The sequence below is a fragment of the Brevundimonas sp. 1080 genome, from assembly GCF_040545985.1.
Lineage (GTDB): Bacteria > Pseudomonadota > Alphaproteobacteria > Caulobacterales > Caulobacteraceae > Brevundimonas.
Map to the genome: position 1 here is coordinate 441,578 of NZ_JBEPMW010000002.1, position 25,654 is coordinate 467,231.

Annotated in this window: 25 protein-coding genes; 13 read left to right on the forward strand and 12 right to left on the reverse strand. The window is 66.9% G+C overall.

Annotation, left to right across the window (positions count from 1 at the left end; genetic code table 11):
• Positions 1–45 precede the first annotated feature (45 nt).
• Positions 46–600, forward strand: a complete 555-nt coding sequence (locus ABIC32_RS07525; RefSeq protein WP_354073595.1) for an STM3941 family protein — start codon at positions 46–48, stop codon at positions 598–600.
• Here ABIC32_RS07525 and ABIC32_RS07530 read toward each other — a convergent pair.
• From ABIC32_RS07530 to ABIC32_RS07585, 12 genes are all read right to left on the reverse strand, one after another.
• The gene (locus ABIC32_RS07530) at positions 594–1,958 is read right to left on the reverse strand and encodes a sulfite reductase subunit alpha (RefSeq protein WP_354073597.1); all 1,365 of its coding nucleotides are present in this window, start codon (positions 1,956–1,958) and stop codon (positions 594–596) included. The genes ABIC32_RS07525 and ABIC32_RS07530 overlap by 7 nt on opposite strands.
• Positions 1,955–3,061 carry an FAD:protein FMN transferase gene (locus ABIC32_RS07535; RefSeq protein ID WP_354073599.1) on the reverse strand — a complete coding sequence of 369 codons (1,107 nt, stop codon included), beginning with the start codon at positions 3,059–3,061 and terminating at the stop codon, positions 1,955–1,957. The genes ABIC32_RS07530 and ABIC32_RS07535 overlap by 4 nt, the downstream gene beginning before the upstream one ends.
• A 10-nt stretch (positions 3,062–3,071) precedes the next feature.
• On the reverse strand, positions 3,072–3,872 hold the full coding sequence (locus tag ABIC32_RS07540) for a DUF4198 domain-containing protein (protein WP_295241683.1): 801 nt from the start codon (positions 3,870–3,872) through the stop codon (positions 3,072–3,074).
• Positions 3,873–3,883: 11 nt separating this feature from the next.
• The gene (locus ABIC32_RS07545) at positions 3,884–4,396 is read right to left on the reverse strand and encodes a DUF2271 domain-containing protein (protein ID WP_354073601.1); all 513 of its coding nucleotides are present in this window, start codon (positions 4,394–4,396) and stop codon (positions 3,884–3,886) included.
• 11 nt (positions 4,397–4,407) lie between these two features.
• Positions 4,408–5,085 (reverse strand): PepSY-associated TM helix domain-containing protein, encoded by a 678-nt coding sequence (locus ABIC32_RS07550; RefSeq protein WP_502909317.1) that lies wholly within the window; start codon positions 5,083–5,085, stop codon positions 4,408–4,410.
• A gap of 67 nt (positions 5,086–5,152) precedes the next feature.
• Positions 5,153–5,839, reverse strand: a complete 687-nt coding sequence (locus ABIC32_RS07555) for a Fe2+-dependent dioxygenase (protein WP_354073603.1) — start codon at positions 5,837–5,839, stop codon at positions 5,153–5,155.
• Between the two features lie 74 nt (positions 5,840–5,913).
• Entirely contained in the window at positions 5,914–8,274 is a 2,361-nt protein-coding gene (locus tag ABIC32_RS07560; protein ID WP_354073605.1) for a TonB-dependent receptor, read from the reverse strand.
• Between the two features lie 95 nt (positions 8,275–8,369).
• The gene (locus ABIC32_RS07565; RefSeq protein WP_055752837.1) at positions 8,370–9,155 is read right to left on the reverse strand and encodes a proteasome-type protease; all 786 of its coding nucleotides are present in this window, start codon (positions 9,153–9,155) and stop codon (positions 8,370–8,372) included.
• A 61-nt stretch (positions 9,156–9,216) separates the two neighbouring features.
• Entirely contained in the window at positions 9,217–10,059 is an 843-nt protein-coding gene (locus tag ABIC32_RS07570; protein ID WP_205682638.1) for a transglutaminase family protein, read from the reverse strand.
• 2 nt (positions 10,060–10,061) lie between these two features.
• Positions 10,062–11,000, reverse strand: coding sequence for an alpha-E domain-containing protein (locus tag ABIC32_RS07575; RefSeq protein WP_039244207.1), 939 nt, complete (start codon positions 10,998–11,000; stop codon positions 10,062–10,064).
• Positions 11,000–12,421, reverse strand: a complete 1,422-nt coding sequence (locus tag ABIC32_RS07580; RefSeq protein ID WP_017504409.1) for a circularly permuted type 2 ATP-grasp protein — start codon at positions 12,419–12,421, stop codon at positions 11,000–11,002. Before ABIC32_RS07580 ends, ABIC32_RS07575 begins: the two co-directional genes overlap by 1 nt.
• 80 nt (positions 12,422–12,501) lie before the next feature.
• Positions 12,502–13,710: an NAD(P)/FAD-dependent oxidoreductase gene (locus ABIC32_RS07585; protein WP_354073608.1), complete on the reverse strand. Its 1,209-nt coding sequence runs from the start codon at positions 13,708–13,710 to the stop codon at positions 12,502–12,504.
• Between the two features lie 151 nt (positions 13,711–13,861).
• Here ABIC32_RS07585 and ABIC32_RS07590 point away from each other — a divergent pair, with 151 nt between their 5' ends.
• The 12 genes from ABIC32_RS07590 to glk are packed head-to-tail and all read left to right on the forward strand — an operon-like array spanning position 13,862 to position 25,609.
• Complete coding sequence (locus tag ABIC32_RS07590; protein ID WP_066552527.1) at positions 13,862–14,152, forward strand: YerC/YecD family TrpR-related protein; 291 nt, start codon at positions 13,862–13,864, stop codon at positions 14,150–14,152.
• Positions 14,153–14,162: 10 nt separating this feature from the next.
• Complete coding sequence (gene hisG, locus ABIC32_RS07595) at positions 14,163–15,044, forward strand: ATP phosphoribosyltransferase (protein WP_055752833.1); 882 nt, start codon at positions 14,163–14,165, stop codon at positions 15,042–15,044.
• Positions 15,044–16,351: a histidinol dehydrogenase gene (gene hisD, locus ABIC32_RS07600; RefSeq protein WP_354073611.1), complete on the forward strand. Its 1,308-nt coding sequence runs from the start codon at positions 15,044–15,046 to the stop codon at positions 16,349–16,351. The genes hisG and hisD overlap by 1 nt, the downstream gene beginning before the upstream one ends.
• Positions 16,348–17,784 (forward strand): imidazoleglycerol-phosphate dehydratase HisB, encoded by a 1,437-nt coding sequence (hisB, locus tag ABIC32_RS07605; protein ID WP_354073613.1) that lies wholly within the window; start codon positions 16,348–16,350, stop codon positions 17,782–17,784. Before hisD ends, hisB begins: the two co-directional genes overlap by 4 nt.
• Positions 17,781–18,383 carry an imidazole glycerol phosphate synthase subunit HisH gene (gene hisH, locus ABIC32_RS07610; protein WP_055803388.1) on the forward strand — a complete coding sequence of 201 codons (603 nt, stop codon included), beginning with the start codon at positions 17,781–17,783 and terminating at the stop codon, positions 18,381–18,383. Before hisB ends, hisH begins: the two co-directional genes overlap by 4 nt.
• Positions 18,377–19,114 (forward strand): 1-(5-phosphoribosyl)-5-[(5-phosphoribosylamino)methylideneamino]imidazole-4-carboxamide isomerase, encoded by a 738-nt coding sequence (gene hisA / locus ABIC32_RS07615; protein WP_354073615.1) that lies wholly within the window; start codon positions 18,377–18,379, stop codon positions 19,112–19,114. Before hisH ends, hisA begins: the two co-directional genes overlap by 7 nt.
• Positions 19,111–19,878, forward strand: coding sequence for an imidazole glycerol phosphate synthase subunit HisF (gene hisF, locus ABIC32_RS07620; RefSeq protein WP_354073617.1), 768 nt, complete (start codon positions 19,111–19,113; stop codon positions 19,876–19,878). The genes hisA and hisF overlap by 4 nt, the downstream gene beginning before the upstream one ends.
• Positions 19,875–20,498, forward strand: a complete 624-nt coding sequence (gene hisIE, locus ABIC32_RS07625; protein WP_066623899.1) for a bifunctional phosphoribosyl-AMP cyclohydrolase/phosphoribosyl-ATP diphosphatase HisIE — start codon at positions 19,875–19,877, stop codon at positions 20,496–20,498. The genes hisF and hisIE overlap by 4 nt, the downstream gene beginning before the upstream one ends.
• A 48-nt stretch (positions 20,499–20,546) precedes the next feature.
• Positions 20,547–22,007, forward strand: coding sequence for a glucose-6-phosphate dehydrogenase (gene zwf, locus ABIC32_RS07630; protein ID WP_184278989.1), 1,461 nt, complete (start codon positions 20,547–20,549; stop codon positions 22,005–22,007).
• Positions 22,000–22,716 carry a 6-phosphogluconolactonase gene (gene pgl, locus ABIC32_RS07635; RefSeq protein WP_354073620.1) on the forward strand — a complete coding sequence of 239 codons (717 nt, stop codon included), beginning with the start codon at positions 22,000–22,002 and terminating at the stop codon, positions 22,714–22,716. The genes zwf and pgl overlap by 8 nt, the downstream gene beginning before the upstream one ends.
• Position 22,717: 1 nt before the next feature.
• Positions 22,718–24,607, forward strand: a complete 1,890-nt coding sequence (gene edd / locus ABIC32_RS07640) for a phosphogluconate dehydratase (RefSeq protein ID WP_354073622.1) — start codon at positions 22,718–22,720, stop codon at positions 24,605–24,607.
• Between the two features lie 30 nt (positions 24,608–24,637).
• Positions 24,638–25,609: a glucokinase gene (gene glk, locus ABIC32_RS07645; protein WP_354073624.1), complete on the forward strand. Its 972-nt coding sequence runs from the start codon at positions 24,638–24,640 to the stop codon at positions 25,607–25,609.
• Positions 25,610–25,654: the final 45 nt, after the last annotated feature.

Here is a 25,654-nt window from a genome sequence, read left to right on the forward strand (position 1 = left end):
ATTTCGTAGTGTTGCAATCCGAATGCGTCTTTATCTTCAAACACAATGAATGACTTCGTCGCCTATACGTCTCGCAGTAGGATAGTCAGCCTGGTTGCCAGGGGACTGATTTTTGTCACTCTCAGTCTCTGGTTGATTGGCGTTTTCGGTACTCCGCCCGACTCTAGGCGATACTCCCCTGTACTTACGCCATTCATAGGATGGGGCGGGCTGCTATTTTCGGTAACGGCGACGGCGCTTTGGCTCCGGAATTTTTTTGAGCGCCGCGAGATGGTTCGTATCGGTCCTGCGGGAATAATGGTCCGCTGGTGGTCAGCGGACACAATACCTTGGAACGAGATCACGGAGATCGCGCCGCTTGAGATCAACGGCGTCAAATCAATCAGCTTGAAGCTGAGAGATAGAGAACAATATCCGCCGCGCGGGCTGGGGGCCCTCCTGGCAAGAGGAGATCGATTGGTAACGGGCGGGGATGTGACGATTTCTTTATCCGCCACCGACCGTCGACAGTTCGAGGCGCTTGTCGCTATCGATCAGTTCAAACCAACTGTGGACCAGTCATCCTGCGCGGGTATTCACGACGAGCAAAGGCCTCAATAGACATCCCGCCTATATCGCCCGTTTTCCAGCATCGTCAGCATCACGTCCGCGCCTAGCGTATTTTCCAACGCGGCATGCACGCCTTGCGACATCCCTTCCAGGCTGCCGCAGACATAGATCGCCGCCCCGCGTTCGACCCAATCGCGCAGGTCGTCAGCCGCTGCCGCGACCAGATCCTGCACATACCGCCCGTCGCCCGCGTCGCGCGAAAACGACCGGTCCAGTCGCCGCAGAACGCCCGACGCCAGCCAGCCCTGTAGCTCGGCGTCGAAGAAGGCGTCGTGCGCCTGGGTGCGTTCACCGAACAGCAGCCAGGCCCCGCCCGTGTCGGTGCGCGCCTTCAGGTGCGCGCGCAGCCCGGCGATGCCCGTGCCGTTGCCGATCAGGATCATCGGCGTCTCGTCCGCCGGGCCGTGGAAGCTGCGGTTCGTGCGCAGCCGCATCCCGATCTCGCCGCCGAGCGACAGGTCTTGCGTCAGCCAGCCCGAGGCCAGGCCCGGCGCGCCGTCAGGATGGCGCATCAGTCGGATCAGGAACTCGACCCGGCCGTCCGACGGCAGGGAGGCGATGGAATATTCGCGCGAACCCGGCGTGACGCCATCACGCTCAGGCAGGCCGACCTCGGCGATGTCGCCGGCCGACCAGTCGGGCGACGCGCCCACAGCCTCGAACGCCAGATGATAGGCCTCGCCGCCGGGACTGCCCGGATTGACCAGGGTGCGTTCGACCAGCCGCCAGGGGTCATAGGCGGGCGGAGTCCAATCGGGGGCCGTCACGCTGCCAGTGATCTGGTTCAATTGATGCTGCCAGTGGCGGAGGGCGCCGGCCTCGCCGTTGTCGACCTGGACCATGTCGAACAGGGGCTCGGCGCTGGCGCGTCGCAGCCAGCCATCCACCGCATGGCCGAAGCCGCAAAACTGATCGTAGCTGCGGTCGCCCAACGCCAGCAGACCGAAGCGCAGTTCCGACAGGTCCGTCGCCTCGCCCATGACTTGGCGCACGAACCGAGCCGCGCTGTCGGGCGGATCCCCCTCGCCCGTCGTGGAGACGATCAGCAGCGCCCGGTCCGCCGCCTTCAGGGTCTGAACGTCCAAATCGGCGAAAGACAGCACCCGCGCGCCCACGCCCCCGTCGCTCAGGGCGCGGGCCGTCATCCAGGCCAGTTCTTCGGCAAAGCCGGTCTGGCTGGCAAAGGCGATCAGCACCGGCTGGCCCTCGCCTGCGCCCGCCAGAGCATCAGACCGCGCGCGCGCCGCCGCCTTGGCCTTGCGTTCGCGCCAGACAATGACGGCGATCAGGGCCAGCCAAAGCGCCAAGGCCCCGACCGCCCACAGCCAGCGCTGCGGATCGGCTGTCACCCCGGACGATCTCCGTCGTCGTCGAGCAGAGCGGCGAAGGCCGGCGACATCCGCTCGACCGGCCCGCGCTCGGTGCGTTCGACGAAATGGGCCATCAGGCCCACGGCCTCGGCGTAGTCCGGTCCGTCGAATGGTCCCATAACGGTCAGGGCCGTGGCGTAGGCGTCGGCCATCATGGCTGAGGGGTGCAGGACGGTGACCGAACTCAGGTTATTGCTGACCGGCCGACCGGTCGATCCGTCGATGGTGTGGGGATAAAGGCGCCCCTCATGGCGGAACGCGCGGCGGTAGTCGCCGCTGGTCGCGACGGCGAGGTCGAACAGGGCCGCCACGGTGTGGGGCGCTGGCGAACCCTCGACCCGCTCGATCTCGACCCACCACGGCTGGGCGTCCGGCTTGACGCCGCGCCCTTTCAACTCGCCCCCGATCTCGATCAGGTGCGATGTCGCGCCCATGGCCATCAGCCGGTCGGACACGCGATCCACCGCATGACCCTTGGCGATGCCGGAGAAGTCCAGCCTCATCCCGCCCATCTGCATCACCGCGCGCGCATCGCCGTTCAGCCGCAGCTTCTGCCAACCCGACACGGCCGCAGCCGCCGCGATCTCGTCTTCCGACGGGACGGGCAGCAAGGCCGAACGTGGTCCGGGCGGGCCGAAGCCCCACAGATCGACCAAGGCGCCCAGGGTCGGATCGACCGCGCCGTTGGTCTCGTCGCCCAGGGTCATCGCCGCATCCAGCAGATCCCAGAACGGCTGGGACACCGCCCAGACGCCGGCGGGCGCGGTATTGAAGCGGCTGATTTCGCTGGACGGCTCCCACGGGCTGAACAGACCGACGACGGTCGCCAGTTCCTCTTCGATCGCAGACCGGATCTCCGCCTCGCCCACGCCTGGCAGGGCGATGACGCGCGCGCTCCAGGTCGTGCCCATGGTCTGACCGCCCAGCGAACGGATCAGGTCGCTGGGCGGACGGGGCGGCGCGCCTTCGATCGCGGGCACGAGGACGCGGTTGTCGGCGCGGTCGCCCAGAGGGGCGGCGTCGCCAATCTTGACCGTGGGCGGGGCGGCGCGGGAACCGCGCGAGGGGGGGATGTCGGACATGGCCCTTCGCTTAGGGCAGGACTTCCATCGCCGCCACATAGCTGGCGTTGGAACCCAGCGTTTCGCCCTGGCCCTCGGTGCGGACCGAGGCGTTCAGCCAATACATGCCCGCTTCCGGCCAGGTGATGGTGAAGGCGCCCTCGGCGTTGGTCTTGAGCGTCGATTCTTCGGGGTTGTCGCGATAGCGCAGACCGCCGCGCGCCACAGTGACGTCGATGTCCGCCGCCGGCTGACCGTTGTTCAGCAGTTTGAAGGTGGCGGGTTCGCCCACCACCAGGTCGTTCGGGTGGGTGACGGGAACCAGCTCAAGCCCCTCGCCGGTCGTCTTGAAGACGGTGTCGGTCGGATTGTTCAGGGTGACGAAGGTCTCGATGCGGCTGGCGGTACGGGTCGCCTGAACATTGGTCGCGCCCTCGGGCAGGCCCGCCGGGTAGTCCGAAGCCGCGCCGCGCCAGCGCTTCTGTTCACCGTTCAGGGTGTAGCTGGCCATGACGCCGTTCATGACGTTGGCGATCTTATAGGTGCCGTTCTGGGTCAGATGGGCGTCGAAGGTCGAGCGATAACGGCCCTGCATGGCGTTCTCGGGCTGGACCGCCGAGCCGTCCGGCGCGGTGATGGTCAGGCCGGTCAGGCGCATGGCGGCGTGATCGGGGTTGAACACCTGGTTCGACATGCCCGCGTCGAACCCGACCCAGGCGTCCGTGCCCGACAGGGTCGTGGCGGTGGGCGCCAGCCAGGCGCGGTGGGCCTGGGCGGCCATGGGGGCGGCCAGCGCTGCGGCCAGCGTCAGCAGGGCGATCGTCTTCTTCATTGTCATGATCCTCAGCGAGAGACGGCGACGCGCACGGCGCCCAGTTCGGTGGAGCCGGTTCCGGCGCCGGTGTTGGCCGCGCCCCAGCGGAAGGGCACGCGAACGACTTCGCGTCCGCCCAGTTCGCGGGCCGCCTCGACGACGATGTTGTACTGGCCGGGCTGAAGGTTGCGCAGACGGGCGGCGGGTACGGTGACGGTCTGGCGGCCCGGCGCGCGCGTGGCGCCGGATACGCCGTCGGCTGGCAGGCTCATGGCGCGGCCGCCCTTGCGCCACCAGGTGCGCAGATCCTTCAGCCAGTCCTTGCCGTCGCCCTCGTTATTCCGGGTCTGCTGATACCAGATGGCCAGGGTGCGTTCGGCCGACTGGTCCGGCTTTTCGATCCACACCGCGACATAGGGGCGATGATACGAGGCGGTGTTCAGACGCGGAATCTCGACCGACACCGTCAGGTCGGCGGCCATGGCGGGCGCAGCGGCGGCCGCGAGGCCGACGGTGGTGATGACGACGGGAAGAAGGCGCATCGAAAAACTCGTCAGTGAATGAAGATCAGGGCGATGACGACAGGGATCAGCAGGCCCAGCGCCGCCAGCGGCCAGGTCGAGGGCCGACCCTTGGCGTGCAGGAACATCAGGCCCAGGCCCGTGACGGCGAAGATGACGCAGGCCGCCGCGAAGACGTCGATGAACCAGAACCAGACCACCCCGGCGTTGCGGCCCTTGTGCAGGTCGTTGAGGTAGGCGATCCAGCCGCGCGTCGTCTTCTCGTGCAGGGTCTCGCCGGTCGAACGGTCGATGGTGACCCAGCCGTCGCCGCCAGGCATGGCCAGGGCGACATAGACTTCTTCCGCCGTCGTCTCGCTCGGCTTGCCGGCGATCTCGACCTTGAGCGCCTGGGACGCCCAGCGCGCGACAGCGTCGGGGACAGGATCGGTCGTCTCCTGCGGGAAGCTCGCCAGCCGCTGCAACAGGGGCGTCGGCAAGGTCGCGGTCTGTTCTACCGTCACCGGATCGCCGGGGATCGAGGCCGCATGGTTCAGGGTGATGCCGGTGACCGCGAACAGGATCATGCCGACCAGGCTGACCGCCGCCGAAATCCAGTGCCAGCTGTGAAGCTGCTTCAGCCAGAACGACCGTGCGCCGTTCAGCGCCGCCTTGGGTTTGGAGCCCTTGGCTGCGGTTTCGGCCTGACGCTGTGTGGCGAGTTCGGTCACGGGCTCGCTGTGCCATTGTTGCGAACGGGTTGCAATAGCATTTAGCGGCGCTGTGGTGAGGCGGGCGTCAGACCTCGGTCCAGCGCCGCAGCAGATTGTGATAGACGCCGGTCAGTTCGATCACCGCCTGATCCTTCGGTCCCCTCTCGGTCGCCACGCGCTGGGTGGCGATGTCCAGACGGAACAGGGTCTCGCGATCGGCGTCATCGCGGATCAGGCTCTGCATCCACATGAAGGACGACACCCGCGCGCCGCGCGTCACGGGCGTGACCCGGTGCAGGCTCTTGGAGGGATAGAGGACCAGATCGCCAGCCGGCAGCTTGATCGCCTGCGACCCGTACATCTCCTCGATGATCAGTTCGCCGCCGTCGTAGTCCTCGGGCTCGGACAGAAAAAGGGTCGCCGACAGGTCGCTGCGAATGCGCATCGCCCCGCCGGTGCGGGACTGGCGGATGGCGTTGTCGACGTGCAGGCCGAACTCACCCCCGCCTTCGTAGCGGTTGAACAAGGGCGGAAAGATCGTGTGCGGCAGGGCCGCCGCCACAAACATCGGATTGGCGTTCAGCGCCTGGACGACAAGGGCGGAGACCTCCTTCGCCACGTCCGACTCTTCGGGCAGTTGCAGGTTTTTCTTCGCCGTCGCCGATTGATGGCCCGAGGTGGCGTTGCCGTCCGCCCACGGCCCGGCGTCCAGCCGCGCCCGCAGAGCCTTGACCTCGGCCTTGGAGAAGACTTCCGGAATCTGCAGCAGCACGGGCGTTCTCGCTGAAAGACAAAACGGCCCCGCGGGGATCGCGGGACCGTCAGACTAGGCCGGGGAAACGGCCGTTAGAAGCGCAGGTTCAAGGCCAGGATGGCCTGGCGACCTGCGGCCACATCGGCGTGGTGAACGCCGTTGGTGCGCATGATGTATTCCTCGTCCGTCGCATTCTTGACGTTCAGCTGAAGTGTCGCGCGATCCGTCAGATCATAGGCGGCGAAGGCGTCCACGCGAGTCCATTCGGGCGCATAGATGCGGTTGTTCCCGCCGCCCGCGCCGCCCTGATTCCCGCCCAGAGATTTGGACGTGTAGTAGACGCCGCCGCCGACCGTCAGCCGTGGCAGGACGCGATAGGTGGTGAAGAGGCTGGCGCTGTGCTTGGGCGTATTGGCCAGCGGCAGGCCTTGCAGCGGATTGACGGTTGCGACTGGCGGCGTGCCCGACACGATCACGGCCGCCTTGGTCAGTTCGGAGTCCATGTAGGTGTAGCCGCCGAACACGGTCCACTTCGGCGTGATGCTGCCTGACACGCCCAGCTCGAAGCCGTTGACCTCCACCTCGCCTTCCTGACGGAAGATGTTGGGCTCGACCAGGATCAGGGCGTTCTTGCGGGTCAGGTGGAAGGCGGCCGCCGACAGGGCGAGACGGTCGTTCAAGACATTGGCCTTGGCGCCGATCTCGAAGCTTTCGGTGTCTTCCGGATCCAGAACGGTGTTGGCGACGCCATCAACCGTGCCCGTGCCGCCAGAGGCGTTCTGGTCGCCCGCCGAAATGGTCGGCGGCGTCGAGGAGGTGGACCAGGACGCATAGACGCTGCTGTTCTGGGTCGGCTTGAACACCAGACCGACCTGATAGTTGGTGAACTCCCAGGTCTGTTCCGGAACGGCCGTATAGCCCGTCGTCGTCCAGACCCCGGCTGACTGGGTCGCCGCCGCGTTCACGCCCTTGACCGAATACTGGTCCCAGCGAACGCCCAGGTTCAGGATCAGTCGCTCGGTCAGGGTGATGCTGTCGTTGGCATAGACGCCGATGGCCTCGGTCGTGTTCGAACTGGTCGGGCCGCGATTGATCACGCCGGTCCAGGCGTCGTCGGGATTGGGGTTGTAGACCGAGGTGCAGTCTCCCGCGCCCAGCGACCCGGCGGCGGTCGGATACGACCCGCTGACGGTCGTCAGACCGGTCGGACAGGCCGAGCCCGAGGTGGTGTAGGTGGAATAGGAGGCGTTCCTGTTGTGCTCGCGCGACAGCTCCACGCCGACGTCATAGCTGTGCTTGATCGAACCGGTGGCGAACTGGCCGAAGACGTCCGTCACATTGGCCAGTGTGGTGACCGGGTTCCAGCGGGTCTTGGTGCCCCGCTTCATCCAGTAGGTCCCGTCCGCCGCGCGTCCGACATAGCCGCCGTCGCCGGGGTTGGTGACGATGTAGTCGTTCAGCGTCTGCGAATAGCGGCTGACGTTGCGGATCGTGGCGAAATCGTTGAGGCGATGCTCGGCCTTGAAGGTGAAGGTATCCACCTCATTGGTCAGGTAGTCGCGCGCCTTCAGCCCATAAAAGCTGTCATAGGGCACATCCAGAACGCCGCTGTCGGTCGTGCGTGACTGAATCTTGGTGAACAACGGAATGCCGTAGTCGGGCATCTGGTCGCTCGTCAGGTGGTAGTAGCTGAAGACCATTGACGACGGCGTGCCCAGACCGGCGCCCAGGCTGATGGCCGCACCCCATTTGTCGTAGTCCACGGCGTCGCGGCCAGGCACGTCGCCCTGGGCGCCCATCAGGTTGATGCGCAGGGCGGCGGTCTCGCCCAGCGGCAGGTTCGCATCGACCGTGCCGCGCAGATAGCCGTCGGTGCCCGCGCCCGCGCTGACATTGGTGAAGGCGTTCAGCTTGGGCGATTTGGAGGCCAGATTGATGCTGCCGCCGCCCGAGCCGCGTCCCGAATAGACGGCGTCCGGCCCCTTGATGACCTCGACCTGTTCGAGGTTGAAGACCTCGCGCTGCTGGCCGCCCGTGTCACGGATGCCGTCTACGAAGATGTTGTTGCCCGACGACTGACCCCGGATGAAGGGACGATCGGCCAGCGGCTGACCGCCCTCGCCTGCCCCGAAAGTAATGCCGGGGGAGTTGGACAGCAGGTCCTGCAAGGACGAGGCCGAGGTCTGTTCGATGATGGCCTGGGGTATGACCGTCACGGCGCGCGGTGTATCCAACAGGGGCGCGACGAACTCGGGGCTGACGGGGGCCGGCTTCTTGAACTGACCGTTGACGTCAATCGTGCCCAGATTGGCGGGCTGGGACTGGTCGGCCGTGACGACCACGCCGTCCTCGGTGGTCACGTCAGCGGCGATGGCGGGGGCGGCGACCAGCATGCCGGCGGCGCTGGAGGCGAACAGAAGCGAGCGGAGCGCGGCGGCGCGGGATTCGGACATAGTCTTGCGACCTTTTGGTCTGATTTTGCGATGCGCTCGCAATAACCAGCTCCACAGGAAGGCACAAGACAATTGCGAACAAATCGCAATCTTAATTAGCCAACGGCGCTGATGCTCCTCTGAGGTGCCGACGTGTCGATATCCAACCAGGTCGGATCGGGCATGGCGCGGTGGGCGGCGGCCAGGGCTTCGGACCAGCGCCGACCCAGGTCGCGGAAATAGGGATCATCCGCCTCGATGCGACGCGCCGTGCCCGTCAGCTGGTCGCGCGGCATGACAATGAGGTCCAGCGGCGGGCCGACAGCGATGTTCGAGCGGATGGTCGAATCGAACGAGATCAGCCCCAGCTTCACCGCCTCGGACAGGGAGGTGGAGCTGTGCAGGGCGCGATCCAGAATGGGTTTGCCGTATTTCAGCTCGCCGATCTGCAGATAGGGCGTATCGGGCCCGCACTCGATGAAGTTGCCCTGCCCGTAGATCAGATACAGCCCCATCTTGCCGCCGGCGATCTGACCGCCCAGCAGCATGGAGGCGGTGACGTTCAGCCCGTCGGCGGTCGGCGTCGGCGGCGTATTGATGCTGGCGCGCACGCTGGCCATCGCATGACCGAGAAGCTGGGCGGCGCGGAAAAGGGTCGGGGCGGTCTGGAGCGTTTCAAGCTCGGTGGAGTCCGGCAGTTTGACCCCGGCTGCGACCATGGCCAGCGCCGTCTGAGTGACCGACAGATTGCCCGCCGTCGCGACCGCCAGTATGCGCTCGCCCGGCGACTTGTAGATGTGCAGTTTGCGATAGGACGAGATGTTGTCCACGCCCGCATTGGTGCGCGTGTCGGCGATCATCGCCAACCCGTCGTCCACCAGCATGCCTACGCAATAGGTCACTTCGCTCTATTCGCTCCCCGCGTTGCGAATCCCCAGACGCTAACAGATTCGCGCGTCATGCCTATCGGGGCCATCCACTGGATTGCAGTTGTTGCTGGCTCTGTTGCACCGGCCGCACATTCAGGGCGACGGTCAGCTGCTCCTGGCCGCCGCCATAGCTCGTGCCCCGGATCGGGGTGGCGCCGCGCGCGTCCAGGCCGACCGCGACCCGAACATAGTGTTCAGTGGGGCAGATGCCGTTGGCCGGATCGAACCCGACCCAGCCCAGATTCTCGACCCAGGCCTCGGCCCAGGCGTGGGCGGCGTCCTGATCGTGGCGTCCGTCCTGACGGCTGAGGTGGCCCGAAACATAGCGAGCCGGCACGCCCAGCAGGCGCGCGGCCGAGATGAAGATCTGCGAATGGTCCTGACAGACGCCGCGCTTCTGGGCAAAGGCCTCGGCGGCGGTGTGGGAGGCGGAGGTCGAGCCGACCTCGAACGCCACCGTGTCCTTCAGCGCGCCCATCAACTGATGCATCCGGCCCAGCGTCGCGCCCTCAGGAATGGAGCGGGCGAAATCGACGATACCGGCGTCGGCCTTGGTCATCGGGGTGTCGCGCAGATAGACGATGGGCGACAGGCGTTCGGCCTGCCCTTTCACGACGCCGCCCGTCTCGACGGTCGAGACCTCGCCGGTGACGCGGATGGTCAGGGCGTCGGTCGGCCGCTCGGTGTAGAGGCTGTGAACGATGTTGCCGAACGCGTCCTCGCTGCGCCGCAGCCGGGCGTCCACATCGGTTTCGATCCGCCAGTCGCGGACCTGCTGGCTCTCACACGACTTGGGCGTCAGGCGCAGCATCTGGACGATGAACCGCGCGGGCCGGGCGTAGGCGTAGCGGGTGGAATGATCGATCCGGATCCGCATGGTCAGACCAGATACTGTTCGTGGACGGCCGCGGCCAGGGCGTTGTTCTCGTTCAGGAAGCCCTGAATGTATTCGTGCAGGCCGGACTGGAAGATGTCCTCGATCTTGGCCTCGTTAAACTGGCTGAGGCGATTGGAGGCCAGCCGTTGCGCGGGGCCGCGCCGACCGTAGTCGGTCGCCAGCTTCTCCAGATAGCTCACGATCATGCCCTGGCAGGATGCGAGCGAGCGCGGCATCTGGCGGTTCAGCACCAGCAGGTCCGCCACCAACCACGGCCGCACGCTCTCGCGGTAGACCCAGCGATAGGCGGTCAATGCCGAAACCTCGCGCAGCAGGGTCGTCCACTGGAAATAGTCCAGTTGCCCGCCCACCCGTTCGCCGGGCGGCAGCAGCAGGTGATATTTCACGTCAAGCAGACGCGCGGTGTTGTCGGCCCGCTCGATCGCCATGCCCAGTCGCAGGAACCAGTAGGCGTCGTTCCTCAACATCGTCCGCGACGACGCGCCCTCCACCGCCAGGGACGTCGATTTCACGAAGTCGAGGAAGTTGGTGAAGTCGTCGCGCTTGGTCGGTTCGCCCAACTCGTTCAGACCGTTCCAAGCGCCGTTGATCGCCTCCCATAGTTCGATGGTCAGGGCGGTGCGCACCGAACGCGCATTGGTCCGCGCCTTGGTGATGCAGGCCTTGATCGAGGTCGGATTGTCGAAGCCGAAGGCCAGATATTCCCGCACGGACTTTTCCGACACGGTCCGGCCGGTCGCGTCGAAGCCGGCCTTGACCCCCGACGAGGCGATGGCCCCGGCCCAGGCGGTGACGGCGGCCTGATCTTTCGCCGGCAGGGCGGCGAGACGGATCGCCGCCTCCAGAATTCGGGCGAGAAAGTCCGCCCGCTCCATATAGCGGCCGGTCCAGTAGAGGCTGTCTGCAGTGCGTGAAAGCATCAGTTGTCCAGCACCCAGGTGTCCTTGGTTCCGCCGCCCTGGCTGGAGTTCACCACCAGCGACCCTTCCTTCAAAGCCACCCGCGTCAGGCCGCCGGGCGCGACGCGCACCCCGGCCGGACTGGAAAGGACGAACGGCCTGAGATCGACGTGGCGGGGCGACAGGGCGCCGCCGTTCAGCGTCGGGGCCGTCGACAGGCTCAGCGTCGGCTGGGCGATGAAGTCGTCGGGATCGGCGATCAGCTTGGCGCGAAAATCCTCGATCTCGGCCTTGGTCGAGGTCGGCCCGACCAGCATGCCGTAGCCACCCGATCCGCCGACTTCCTTGACCACCAGTTCCGGCAGCTTATCCAGCACTTCCTTCAGGGCGTCCGGCTCGCGACAGCGCCAAGTCGGCACGTTTTGCAGGATCGCATCCTCGCCCGTGAAGAAGCGGATGATCTCGGGCATGTAGGTATAGACGGCCTTGTCGTCGGCCACGCCCGTCCCGACCGCATTGGCCAGGGTCACGCGCCCGGCGAAATAGGCCGACATCAGCCCCGGCACCCCGATGGTGGAGTTGGGCATGAAGGTCAGGGGATCGAGGAAGTCGTCATCGATGCGGCGATAGATGACATCGACGCGCTTGGGGCCCTCGGTCGTGCGCATGAAGACCGTGTCGTCATTGACGAACAGGTCCGTGCCCTGGACCAGCTCCACCCCCAGCTTGTCGGCCAGGAAGCTGTGCTCATAGTAGGCCGAGTTGAAGGGGCCGGGCGTCAGCACGACGATGGTCGGGTCCGCCCCCGCCCCTGCCGGCGCGGACGCCTGCAACGAGCGCAACAGCATGTCGGTGTAGATCTCGACGGGCCGCACGGCGTGTTCCGCGAACAGGTCGGGGAACAGCCGCATCATCATCTCGCGGTTCTCCAGCATATAGGAGACGCCCGACGGCGTGCGGCAGTTGTCTTCCAGAACGTAGAAGCCGTCCTCGCCCGTGCGCACCAGATCGACGCCCGAGATATGGCACCAGACGTCGCCCGGCGGACGACGCCCCTGCATCTCCGGCCGATAGTGCGGATTGGTCAGGATCAGATCGGCCGGGACGATGCCTGCCTTGATGCAGTCCTGCGGGCCATAAATGTCTTTCAGAAAGGCGTTGATGGCGGTGACCCGCTGCTTCAGCCCCTTTTCCAGGCCGCCCCACTCGTCCGCGCCGATGATGCGCGGCACGACATCGAAGGGGATCAGCCGCTCGTTGGACTCCTCGTCGCCATAGACGGCGAAGGTCACGCCCATGCGGCGGAAGAACAGCTCCGCCTGGCGCGAGCGCGCTTGCAGCAGATCGGCTGGCGCGTTTTCCAGCCACGCCGCCAGCGTCTTGTAGCTGTCGCGGATCGCACCCGATCCGCCGCCGTTCATTTCGTCGAAAGCTCTCGTCATCCGCCCCCGCCGCGTTGAAGTCGCAGCTTGAACGGTCACGAACGTAAAGCGCAACAGTTTTGTTGCACTGCGGCGACGCCTTATCCGACGGCCACCGCCTTCATCGACACCGCCGGATCGGCCAGCTTGTCCACGTCCACAGGCGTCGCCTTGGCGATCAACTGTTTGCCGGCCATGAACTCGGGCGGAGCGTTGACGGCCTCGACGCAGACGATGCGATCGCCGTTCAGATGAAAGACCGCAAAGCCCGACGCCGTCGGGTCGCCGCGCACGACCTGTCGGTCGGCGTCGAACGGCAGTCCGGCGATCTGAAGCTTGACGTCATATTGATCGGACCAGAACCACGGCACTTCGGGCGTCGGCCCGGCCCGTCCGACGATGGCGGCCGCCGCCTGTTTGGCCTGCTCCAGCGCATTTGGCACGCTTTCCAGCCGGTGATGCACGCCCCCGTGGACCGGGATCGGCCGCCGCGTCATGTCGCCCACGGCGAAGATGGCCAGATCGCTGGTCCGCGCCTCGCCGTTCACCACCACGCCGTCGTCGCAGTTCAGGCCGGCCGACCGCGCCAGGGCGTCGCAAGCCAATGCGCCGACCCCCACCAACACCGCATCCGCCGACACCACCGATCCGTCGGCCAGGCTCACGCCGTCGCGGGCCACAGCGACCACCTCCGCGTCGGTCAGGATTTCGACGCCGTGCGCCCGGTGCTGCGCCGTGAAGAAGGCCGACAGGGTTTCGGACGCCACCCGCGCCAGCACGCGCGGCGCCCGCTCGATCACCACCGCCTCGGCGCCCAGGGCCCGCGCCGACGCCGCCGCCTCCAGCCCTACATAGCCGCCGCCGACGACCGCCAGACGCTTGCCGGGCCCGAGGACCGCCTTCAGTCGCTCGGCGTCCTTCATCGTGCGGAGTTCCAGCAGATCGGGATGGTCCCCGCCCGGAACCGGCAGCTTGCGCGCCGTCGATCCGGTCGCCAGCACAAGAATGTCGTAGGTCTCGGACGACCCGTCGTGGAAGGCTACCGTCTTCGCTGCGGGGTCCACCGCCACGGCGACCATCGAGGGTCGGAAGTCGATGTTCTGCTCGGCGTAGAAACTCAGAGGCCGCAGCAGCAGCGCCTCCAGATCCGCCTCTCCCTTCAGCCAAGCCTTGGACAAGGGCGGCCGCTGATACGGAGGCGCATCCTCCTCGCCCGCCAGCATGATGGGGCCTTCATGCCCATACTGCCGCAGGAACGCCGCGACGGAGCCGCCAGCGTGTCCCGCGCCGATGATGAGAACCTTGGTCATGGGCGGACAGATAGAGCGGTGCGCGGCCGGGTGTAAGTCGTGATTGGTGAATCGTGAGCCGTGACTGAACCTCGACCCAATCACGAGTCACCAGTCACGACTCACGCCGCACCTCTTGACCGTTCCACCGTTACAGCATAGTGGAACGCGCATGACGACCCCGCCCGCCTGTGACGACCTGCATGACGCCCTGCTGTCGATGAAGACGCGCGCCGAGATCGACGCCTTTCTGGCCGATCTTTGCACGCCTGCGGAACTGCGCGCCTTCTCCGAGCGCTGGCAGGTCGCACGCCTGCTCGACGCCGGCGGCAAATCCTATCGCGAGATCGCCGCAGAGGCCCATGCCAGCCCCACCACCGTCGTCCGCGTCGCCCGCTATCTGAAAGACATGCCGCATCAGGGCTATCGCCTCGCTCTGGACCGCCTGAAGAACAAGAACTGAGTATCCGAACATGAGCACCGTGCAGGGCCGGCTTCGCATCGCCGTCCAGAAATCCGGCCGTCTGGCCGATCGCAGCCTCGACCTGATCCGCGACGCGGGCCTAAAATGGGTCAAGGGTCACAACGACCTGCTATACCGGGTCGAGAACTATCCGATCGACCTGCTGCGCGTCCGCGACGACGACATTCCCACCTTCGTGGCGGACGGTGTCTGCGACCTCGGCATCGTCGGCGAGAACGTGCTGGAGGAAGGCCGCAACGGCGGGCCGAACGCCTCGATCGTCATGCCGCTGGGATTCGGTCGCTGCACGCTCAAGATCGCCACGCCTCCGACGCTTGCCTATGACGGTCCGGCCTCGCTGGACGGGCTGCGCATCGCCACCTCCTATCCTAAAATCCTGCGCCGCTTCCTCGACGAACGCGGGGTCAAGGCCGACATCGTCGTGATGCGCGGGGCCGTCGAGGTCGCCCCCCGGCTGAAACTGGCCGCCGCCATCTGCGACCTGGTCTCGACCGGCGCGACGCTGGAGGCCAACGGCCTGGGCGCCAAGGATACGGTTCTGGAAAGCCAGGCGGTGCTGATTCAGTCGCCCGTCGCGCCCGAGCCCGCCTTGCAGCAGCTGTTGGACAGCGTCATCGAGCGGATGGCGGGCGTGGTGTCCTCGCAAGGCGCCAAATACGTCATGCTGAACGCCCCGCGCTCGGCGCTGGACGAGATCACCGCCATCCTGCCCGGCGCCGGCTCGCCGACCGTCATGCCCCTGATGGGTCGGGACGACGCTGTCGCCGTCCACGCCGTCTGCCAAGAAGCCGTCTTCTGGGAGACCTTGGAGAAGCTGAAGGCCGCCGGCGCCTCGGCCATCCTGGTCCTGCCGATCGAGAAGATGATGTGATGAAACGCATCGACTGGTCTTCCCTCGACGCGGCCGACAAGACGGCCGCCCTCGCCCGCCCGGCCCAACGCACCGCCGGCGACGTGACCGAGGTCGTGCGCACCATCTTGGACGACGTGCGCCAGCGAAGCGGCGAGGCCGTGACCGACTGGTGCCTGAAGCTGGACAAGGCCCCGCCCCGTCGCATCGCCATCACGCCCGAGACCATCGCCGAAGCACGCAACGCCCTGCCGCCCGGCGACGTGCGCGCCCTGCGCATGGCGGCCGACAATGTGCGCGTCTTCCATCAGGCGACCCGGCCCGAGGACACTCCCTTTATCGAGACGACGCCCGGCGTACGGTCCAAACTGGCCTGGCGTCCCATCGCCTCGGCCGGCCTCTATATTCCCGGCGGCACCGCGCCGCTGTTTTCTTCGCTGCTGATGCTGGCCATTCCAGCCGGCGTCGCGGGCGTGGGCCAGCGCGTCGCCGTCACGCCGCCGAACAAGGAGGGCGGCATCCACCCCGCCATGATCCTGGCCGCCGCAGAGGCGGAGTTGGACGCCATCTGGTTGATGGGCGGGGCCCAGGCCATCGCCGCCCTGACCTTCGGCGTCGAACTGGAGGACGGTGTCATCCCCGCCTGCGACAAGCTGTTCGGACCCGGCAACGCCTATGTAGCCGAGGCCAAGAAGCAGGCCTCCGCCCTGCCAGGCGGTCCCGCCGTCGACATGCCGGCCGGCCCGTCGGAGTTGATGGTCATCGTCGATCGCGACGCCGCGCCCGAGATCGCCGCCGCCGACCTGCTCAGCCAGGCCGAACACGATGCGGATGCGCAGGTTCTGCTGGTCTCCACCAGCCGCGCCACCATCGACTACATCCTGAGCGAGGTCGAGGTGCAGGTCGCAACTCTGCCTCGCGAAGCCATCGCTCGCGCCTCTCTGAACGAGGCCCGCGCCATCCTGGTCCGCGACCTCGACGCGGCCGCAGAAGTCGCCAACCTCTATGGTCCCGAACACCTGGCGATCCAGATCGACGATCCCGAGCCGCTGGTCGATTCGATCAACGCCGCCGGGGCCGTCTTCGTCGGCCGCTTCGCGGCCGAGACGCTGGGGGACTACGCCGCCGGTCCCAGCCACGTCCTGCCGACCGACGGCGGCGCCCGCACCCTGGGCGGCGTCACCACCGCCAGCTTCATGACCACCATGTCGGTCCAGCTGGTGTCCGAGGCCGGCGCCCGTCAGCTGGCGCCCATCGCCGCCCGTCTGGCCCGGATGGAGGGCCTAGAAGCCCACGCCCGCGCCGCCGATCTGAGGGCAGAAGGATGACCCTGCCCGCTCCCTATCCGCCACTGGTCTCCGGCGGCGAAGGTCTGGATCGCTATCCCGACGACGCCTCCGCCCTCGCTGCTCGCATGGCCGCCGTCTATGGCGTCCCTGCCGAACAGGTGCTGCCGGTGCGCGGCCTGACTCACGGGCTGGAGTTGGCCTATCGCCTCGCCGCTCGCGACGGGGGATCGGTCCAGGCCCCGAAGGCCGAACCCTATGACAGTCTCGCCACCATCTATCCGGCCAAGGGCGAAACGGCCCCAGAGAAAAGTATCGCCGTCATCCGCGCCCTGGGCTCGCCCGAAGCCGTCGGCGAAATGGCCGCCCGCGTCGCCCCCGCCCTGCTGGTGGTGGACGAGGGACTGATCGAGTTCTCCGACAGCGCCTCGGCCGTGATGGTCGTCGCCGATCAGCCGAACCTGGTCGTGCTGCGCAGCCTGTCCCTGGCCTATGGATTGGCCGGAGCCCGCGTCGGCGCGGCGATCGCCCAAGCCCAGACCCTGGTGCGTCTGGCGTCGGTGCTGGAACCCTATGCCCTGCCCGAACCGCTGGTGCGGCTGGCGATGCAGGCGCTCGATCCGTCGCGGATGATCGAGACCGCCGAACGGATCGCCTCGGTCCGGCGCGAGCGCGAACGGGTCGTGCGCGAACTGGGTCGCCAGATGCCGGTCGAACCGGGCGTCGGTCCCATCATCATGGCCCGCCCCGAAGAGCCTGCCGCCGCCCTGGCTGGTCTGAAGGCCTACGGCGTCGAGGCCGATCTGTCCGGCGAGCGTCTGCGCCTGCCGATCTCGATCAAGTCCGAGGTCAACGACCGGCTACTCGCCGCCTTCGGCCTCACGCCTGCCAAGCGCCGCCCCGCCCGCGTTGGTCAGGCCGTGCGCGACACCAAGGAAACCCGCATCGTCTGTGCCGTCGATCTGGATGCGCCCGGTCCGGTGAAGATCGAGACCGGCGTCGGCTTCTTCGATCACATGTTGGAGCAGATCGCGGCCCACGGCGGCTTCTCCCTGCGTCTGCAATGCGAAGGCGACCTGCACACCGATCCGCACCACACGATCGAGGACAGCGCCATCGCTCTTGGCCAGGCGTTGAAACAGGCGTTGGGCGAGCGCAAGGGCATCGCCCGCTACGGCTTCGTCCTGCCGATGGACGAGGCCAATGCGACGGTCTCCATCGACCTGTCCGGCCGCCCCTATCCGCTGTTCGAGGGAGCATTCGAGACGCCCTTCATCGGCGACTACCGCACCGACCTGACCGCCCACGTCTTCCGGTCGCTGGCCGAGGCCATGGGCGCGGCCGTCCACATCAAGGTCACGGGCCAGGACGACCACCACAAGACCGAAGCCGTCTATAAGGCGTTCGGCCGCGCCTTGCGCCAGGCCATACGCGTCGAGGGCGACGCCGTGCCGTCCACCAAAGGTGTTCTGTGACCGAGGTCGCCGTCATCGCCTACGGCGCCGGCAATGTCGCCTCGGTCCAGTTCGCGCTGGAGCGGCTGGGCGCGATCGTGCGCCTCACCGATGATCCCGCCGTCATCGCCGAGGCTGAACGGGTGATCCTGCCTGGCGTAGGCGCGGCCGGGTACGCCATGAAGCGCCTGTCGGACCTGGGTCTGATCGCGCCGATCCGCGCCTTCCCGCGCCCCCTGCTGGGTGTCTGTCTGGGTCAGCAACTGCTGTTCGGATCGAGCGACGAGGGCGACGGCGTCGATCTGCTGGGTCTCATTCCCGGCGCGGTGACCCGGCTGAAGCCTGCGGGCGATCTGCCGGTGCCGCACATGGGCTGGAGCCGGTTGACGCGCGACCGCAACGACCCCTTGCTGGAGGGCGTCGCCGACGGCGCCTATGCCTATTTCGTCCACGGCTTCGTCTGTCCCGACGGACCGGCGACCCTGGCGCGCGCCGACTATGGCGGCGTCGTTCCGGCTGTGGTTCGATCCGCCAACCGCTGGGGCTGCCAGTTCCACCCCGAACGCTCGGCCGAGGCCGGGGCGACCATCCTCAAGAACTTCCTGGGCCTGTCATGCTGATCTACCCCGCCATCGACCTGAAGGACGGCGTCTGCGTGCGCCTGATGCACGGCGACTTCGCCCAGGTGACGCATTACGACCAGCAGCCGGCCGCCCGCCTGACGACCTTTGCGGCCGAGGGCGCGGAGTGGATCCACATCGTCGACCTGGACGGCGCCGAGGCGGGCGAGGCGCGTCAGCACGCCCTGATCGGCGAACTGACCCAGGCCATCGACGTCAAGGTTCAGTCGGGCGGCGGCGTGCGCAGCGCCGACGATTTGAAAAAGCTGCTGGACGCCGGCGTGTCGCGCGTCGTCGTAGGCTCCTTGGCGGTGACCCAACCTGAGACGGTGGCCAACTGGCTGGAAACCTTCGGCGTCGAGCGCATCACCCTGGCCCTGGACGTCAAGATCGAGGACGGCGTGCCGGTCCCGGCGCTCAAGGGCTGGACCCAGTCCTCGGGCATGACGCTTTGGGAGGCGCTGGATCGGTATCCCAAGGGGACGGCCAAACACCTGCTGGTGACCGATGTCGGTCGCGACGGCGCCCTGACCGGGCCGAACCTGGATCTGCTGGCCGAAATCCGCAGCCGTCGGCCGGATTTGGTGTTGCAGGCCTCAGGCGGCGTTTCCTCGCTGGACGACATCGCTGCGGTCAAGGCGCTGGGCTGTCACGGGGCCATCGTCGGACGCGCGCTCTACGAGAACTGCTTCACCCTGCCCGAGGCGATCGCGGCGGCCAAACGCTCGTGACGGCGCGGCGGATCATTCCCTGCCTGGACGTGAAGGACGGCCGGGTGGTCAAGGGCGTAAAGTTTGTCGGTCACACCGACATGGGCGATGCGGCCGAGCTGGCCGCCCGCTATCGCGATGCGGGCGCCGACGAACTCGTTTTCTACGACATCACCGCCAGTCCCGAGGGGCGGACGCTGGACTACGGTTGGATCAAGGACATCGCCCGACTGCTGGACATTCCGTTCTGCGTCGCCGGCGGCATTCGCAGCGTGGATCAGGCGGCGCGCTGTCTGGACCACGGAGCGGACAAGGTCTCGATCAACTCCCCGGCCTTGGAACGGCCCGAACTGGTCGCGGACATGGCGGCGCGGCTGGGCAGCCAATGCGTCGTCGTCGGCGTCGATAGCCGGTTCGAAGACGGCGATTGGGTGGTCCACAAATATACCGGCGACCCCGATGCACGCCGTCATGCCGGCAAACGCACCTTGGACTGGTTGGACGAGGCGCAGAGCCTGGGCGCCGGAGAGATCGTGCTGAACTGCATCGATCAGGACGGCGTTCGGCGCGGCTATGACATCGAGCAACTGTCCGCCGCGCGGGCACGTCTGACCATTCCCCTGATCGCCTCGGGCGGCGCCGGCGCGGCCGAGCATTTCAAGGCTGTGTTCGAGCAGGCCGACGTCTCCGGCGCCCTGGCCGCCAGCGTCTTCCACACCGGCGCCATCGCCATTCCGGACCTGAAACAATACCTGGCCGACGAAGGCCTGGAGATGAGACTGTGATCGACCCGAACACCATCGACTTTGCCAAGGGCGCCGGATTGGTCCCCGTCGTGGTGCAGGACGCCGCCACGCTGCAGGTCCTGACCCTGGCCTATATGGATCGCGCTGCGCTGGACGAGACGATCGCATCCGGCGAGGCCACCTTCTTCTCGCGCTCGCGCGGGGGGCGTTGGAGGAAGGGCGAGACCTCGGGCGACCGGCTTTACGTCGTCTCCATCACGGCCGACTGCGACGCCGACGCCATCGTGCTGGGCGTCAGGCCGGTCGGAAACGCCTGCCACCTGAACCGGACGAGCTGTTTCGGCGAGGCCGACGCGCCGGGCTTGGGTCGGATCGCCCGGCTGGAGCGAACCATCGCCGAACGGGCCGCGGCCGACCCGTCCGAAAGCTGGACCGCCCGACTGATTGCACAGGGGCCCAAACGCATCGCCCAGAAGGTTGGTGAGGAGGGCGTGGAGACCGCTCTGGCCGGCGTCGCCGGCCCGGACGAGGAACTCGCCAGCGAGGCTGCGGATTTGATCTACCACCTGCTCGTTCTTCTCCATGCCCGTAACATGGTGTTTCAGGACGTGCTGGACGTGTTGGCCTCGCGAGCGGAAGCGGCCAAAGACAGCGGCTAGACCGTAAAGGCGTGCGTCCCGACAAATGGGATCATCGAGGGACAAGACATGGCGGCTCTCATTCTGTTTGGCGGCGGCGGCGATCTGGCGATGCGCATGCTTCTGCCGTCGCTCTATTTCCTCGAACACGACGGCCTGCTGCCTGAAGGGCTGAAGATCATCGGCGCCGCGCGTTCCGAAGAGAGCGCCGACGACTATATCGCCAAGGTGCACGAGGCGGTGAAGGCGCGCGCCGAGGCGGACAAGGTCTGGGACGAAGCCAGCTGGTCGCGGATGAAGGCGCGCCTGGACTATCTGGCGGTCGACGCCACCTCGCCCGAAAGCCTCAAGCCGCTGAAGGACAAGGTCGGCGACGGCGAGGTCACCTCCTTCCTGGCCGTATCCCCCTCGCTCTATGCCCGCATTGTCACGGCGATGAAGGCGGCGGGTCTGGCCGAAAAGAACTGCCGCATCGTACTGGAAAAGCCGGTTGGGCGCGACCTGAAGTCCTTCCTCGAAATCGACGACGCCGTGGCCCACGCTTTCAGCGAGAACCAGGTCTTCCGCATCGACCACTATCTGGGCAAGGAGACAGTCCAGAACCTGATCGCTCTGCGGTTCGGCAACACGATCTTCGAACCGTTGTGGAACAACCTGTCCATCGACCACGTGCAGATCACGATCGGCGAGACGGTGGGGGTCGGCGATCGCTGGCCCTACTATGATGAATACGGCGCCCTGCGCGACATGCTGCAGAACCACATGTTGCAGCTGCTGTGTCTGGTGGCGATGGAGCCGCCGAGCGACCTGGACCCCGACTCGGTGCGCAACGAGAAGGTCAAGGTGCTGCGGTCACTGCGGCCCGTCACGGTGGACGAGGTCGAGCGCGTGACCGTGCGGGGTCAGTATGTGGCGGGCGTCTCGGAGGGCAAGCCGGCCAAGGGCTATGACGAGGAGCGCGGCCAGCCGTCGGACACCGAAACCTTCGTCGCCGTTCGCGCCGACATCGACAACTGGCGCTGGGCCGGCGTGCCCTTCTTCATGCGGACCGGAAAGCGCCTGCCCGAGAAGCGCACCGAGATCGTCATCCAGTTCAAGCCAGTACCGCACTCGATCTTCGACCGCGACGACCGGGGCGAGGTTCAGGCCAACCGGATGATCATCGAGTTGCAGCCCGAGGAAGACATCTCTCTGACGGTGATGAACAAGCGACCCGGCCTGGATCAGCGCATGCAGTTGCAGCCGATCAAGATGAGCCTGTCGTGGGGTGTAGACGGCAAGTCCGCCGCCCCGCCGCGCCGCCGCATCGCCTATGAGCGCCTGCTGCTAGACGCGATGGCCGGAGATTCGACCCTGTTCGTGCGCCGCGACGAGGCCGAGCAGGCCTGGAAATGGGTGGACGAAGTGTCCGAGGCCTGGGCCGAATCCGGCTTGAAGCCCGACGACTACGTCGCCGGAACCTGGGGCCCCGACAGCGCCGACATGCTGATGATGCGGACCGGCCGCGACTGGAATACGACCGATGTCTGAGACCCCCGCCATCGAAACCTTTGCCTCCGTCGAGACCTGGGCCGAAGCCATCGCGGCGCGTCTGGCCGAAACGCTTGGCGCAGCCGTCCGCGATCACGGCCAGGCCCTGTTCGCCGGTCCCGGCGGTTCGACGCCCGCGCCCGTCTATCGCCGCCTGGCGGCGACCGATCTGAACTGGTCCAAAATCGCCGTGACCCTGGTGGACGAGCGTTATGTGCCCGAGACTTCGCCGGAATCGAACGCCCGGCTGATCCGCGACGTGCTGCTTCAGGACAAGGCGGCGACGGCCCGCTTCATCCCGCTCTATACGCCCGAGGTCACCGTGGACCGCGCGGCCATCGTGGCGGCCAAGGCCTTGGCCGATGTGGGCGGGCGGTTCGATGCGGTGCTGCTGGGCATGGGCGAGGATGGCCATATCTGCTCCATGTTCCCCGAAAGCCCGACGCTGAAGACCCTGCTGACGCCGACGCTGAAGCCGACCGTCCTGGGGGTGCCGCATGGGCGTGATGGCATGGCACCGACGCTCGAACGGCTGTCGATCAACCTGCCCTATCTGATGTCTGCGGGCCGGGTGATCCTGGGTCTGAAAGGCGCCGCCAAGCGTCGCGTCTTCGAAGAACAGGCTCAGGGCGATCCCAAGACCCAGCCTATCGCCGCCCTGATCGCCGCCGGCGTTCCCCTTGAAGTTCTGTGGACGGAGGAAGGCTGAAATGGCGCTTCATCCCACCGTGGCGGCCGTCACCGCCCGCATCGTCAAGAAAAGCCGCGAGACCCGCGCCGACTACATCCGTCGCATGGACGCCGCGCGCGACAGCGGCGCCGGACGCGCCAAGCTGAGCTGCGCCAACTGGGCCCACGCCTTCGCGGGCCAGACGATCGCCGACAAGCTGACCGCAATGGATGGGTCCAAGCCCAACCTGGGCATCGTCACCGCCTATAATGATATGCTGTCGGCTCACCAGCCGTTCGAACGCTTTCCCGACGTGGTGCGCAAGGCCGTGCGCGAGGTCGGCGCCACGGCCCAGGTCGCCGGCGGCACCCCCGCCATGTGCGATGGCGTCACCCAGGGTCGTCCCGGCATGGAGCTGTCGCTGTTCAGCCGCGACCTGATCGCCATGTCGGCGGGCATCGCCCTGACGCATGACGCCTTCGACGCCGGTCTGATGCTGGGCGTGTGCGACAAGATCGTACCGGGCCTGTTCATGGGCGCCTTGGCCTTCGGCCATCTGCCGGTCGTCTTCGCCCCAGCCGGTCCGATGCCGTCGGGCATTCCGAACGCGGAAAAGGCTCGCGTCCGGGCCGAATATGCGCAGAACAAGGTCGATCGTCAGACCCTGCTGGAAAGCGAGATCGGCAGCTATCACTCGCCCGGCACCTGCACCTTCTACGGCACCGCCAACTCCAACCAGATGATGATGGAGCTGGGCGGACTGCACATGCCCTCCACCGCCTTCGTCCATCCCGACACCGGCCTGCGCGACGCCCTGACGGCGGCGGCGGCGAAACGGGCGGTGGAACTGGCGCGCAGCGGCGAGTGCCGCATGGCCGACGTCATCGACGAGAAGTCCATCGTCAACATGATCGTGGCCTTGCTGGCCACCGGCGGCTCGACCAATCACGCCATCCACCTGGTCGCGATGGCGCGGGCGGCGGGCGTGCTGATCGACTGGACCGACATGGACGAGCTGTCGTCTGTCACGCCGCTGTTGGCGCGGGTCTATCCGAACGGCTCGGCCGACGTGAACGCCTTCCAGGCCGCCGGCGGCGTCGCCTTCATCGCGCGTGAACTGGCGATGGCGGGCAATATCCATACCGACGTGACGACCATCATGGGTCAAGGCATCCAGGCCTATTTCCAGGAACCGTCGATGGTGGACGGCGAACTCGTCTGGCGCGACGGCGTCCAGGAAAGTCTTGATCTCGATATCCTGCGCCCGGCGTCCAATCCCTTCGACAAGGAGGGGGGGTTGCGTCTGGTTCAGGGTGACCTGGGTCGTGCGGTCATCAAGATCTCCGCCGTCAAACCCGAGAACCGCATCGTCGAGGCGCCTGCCGCCGTGTTCGAAACCCAGGAAGATGCGCTCCAGGCCTTCCGGGACGGCAAGCTGTTCCGCGACGTCGTCGTGGTCCTACGCTTCCAGGGACCCAAGGCGAACGGCATGCCCGAACTGCACAGCCTGTCGCCGGCCCTGTCCGTCATTCAGGACAAGGGGTTCAAGGTCGCCTTCGTCACCGACGGCCGTATGTCGGGCGCCAGCGGCAAGACGCCGGCCGCCATCCACGTCTCGCCTGAAGCACTGGCCGGCGGTCCGCTGGCCCATGTTCAGGATGGCGACGTCATCCGCCTGGACGCCGAGGCCGGGGTTCTGACCACCGTCGGCGTTTCCGACCTGACCGCCCGTCCGCTGGCCGCCCGGTCCGCCGCCAACGCCGAGGGTTCGTCCTGGGGCTATGGCCGTGAATTGTTCGGCGCCTTCCGCCATGTGGTCACGACGGCCGAACAGGGGGCGACGGTCTGTTTCGCGCTGCCGACCGGTTCGCGCGGCAACGACGACACCCCGCCCAATCCCAACTTCGTCGATCGGACTGTGGACGCCTGATCCACCGAACCGAGCGCAGGAAACGCCCCAATGAATGACAAGACCCTTCTCGTCGGCGATGTCGGCGGCACGAACGCCCGCTTCGCCGTGGCCCGAATGGTGGACGGCAAGCCCGTGCTGGACCACCACGAGAGCTTCCCGGCCGAGACCTATCCGACCTTCCTCGAAGGCGTCGCCGCCTTCATCGAGGGCTGCGAGGTCAAGCCGACGGGCGGCGTGATCGCGGTGGCCGGTCCGGTCACGGACGGCGCCATCGACCTGACCAACTCGCCCTGGCAGGTGTCGGAGGCGGAGCTTCAGACCCTGGGCCTGAAGCCCGTCAAGCTGATCAACGACTTCGAGGCCCTGGCCTGGGGCGCGCCCATCGTGCCGGAAGACCAGTTGGAAAGTCTGGGCGGCCCGGTCGACGGCGATCCGCACTGCACCGTCGCGGTGCTCGGCCCCGGCACCGGTTTTGGGGTTTCGGCCCTGGTGCGCGATGCAGCCGGCAAGGAAATGGCCATGCCGTCCGAGGGCGGGCACGCCTGCTTCCCCCCCGGCGATCCGGTCGAGGACGAAATCCTGCGCATCCTGCGTCGCCGCTATGACCGGGTGTCGATCGAGCGTCTGATCTGCGGGCCGGGGCTGCTGAACATGCACCGTGCCTTGGCCGAGATCGACGGGCGCGAGACCCATATCGACGATCCGGCTCAGATCACCGCAACGGCGCTTGCCGATCCGAACAGCCCATGCGGCGCGACCCTGGCCCGCTTCTGCGCCATCCTGGGCGCGGTCGCCGGCGACATCGCCCTGACCACCGGCGCGCGCGGCGGCGTCTATATCGCCGGCGGCATTGTTCCGCGCATCCTGCCCTTCATCAAGGCCAGTCCCTTCCGCCAGCGGTTCGAGCGCAAGGGCCGGTTCAAGGAGTATATGCAGGACATTCCGACCAAGGTGATCATGCACAAACACGCCGCCCTGCTCGGCGCCGCGCGGGTCGCCTTCGCCCAATCGGAGGGCTGACGCGGCGAGCGATCACGAAAATCTCACGGCGGCGTGAACCGAACC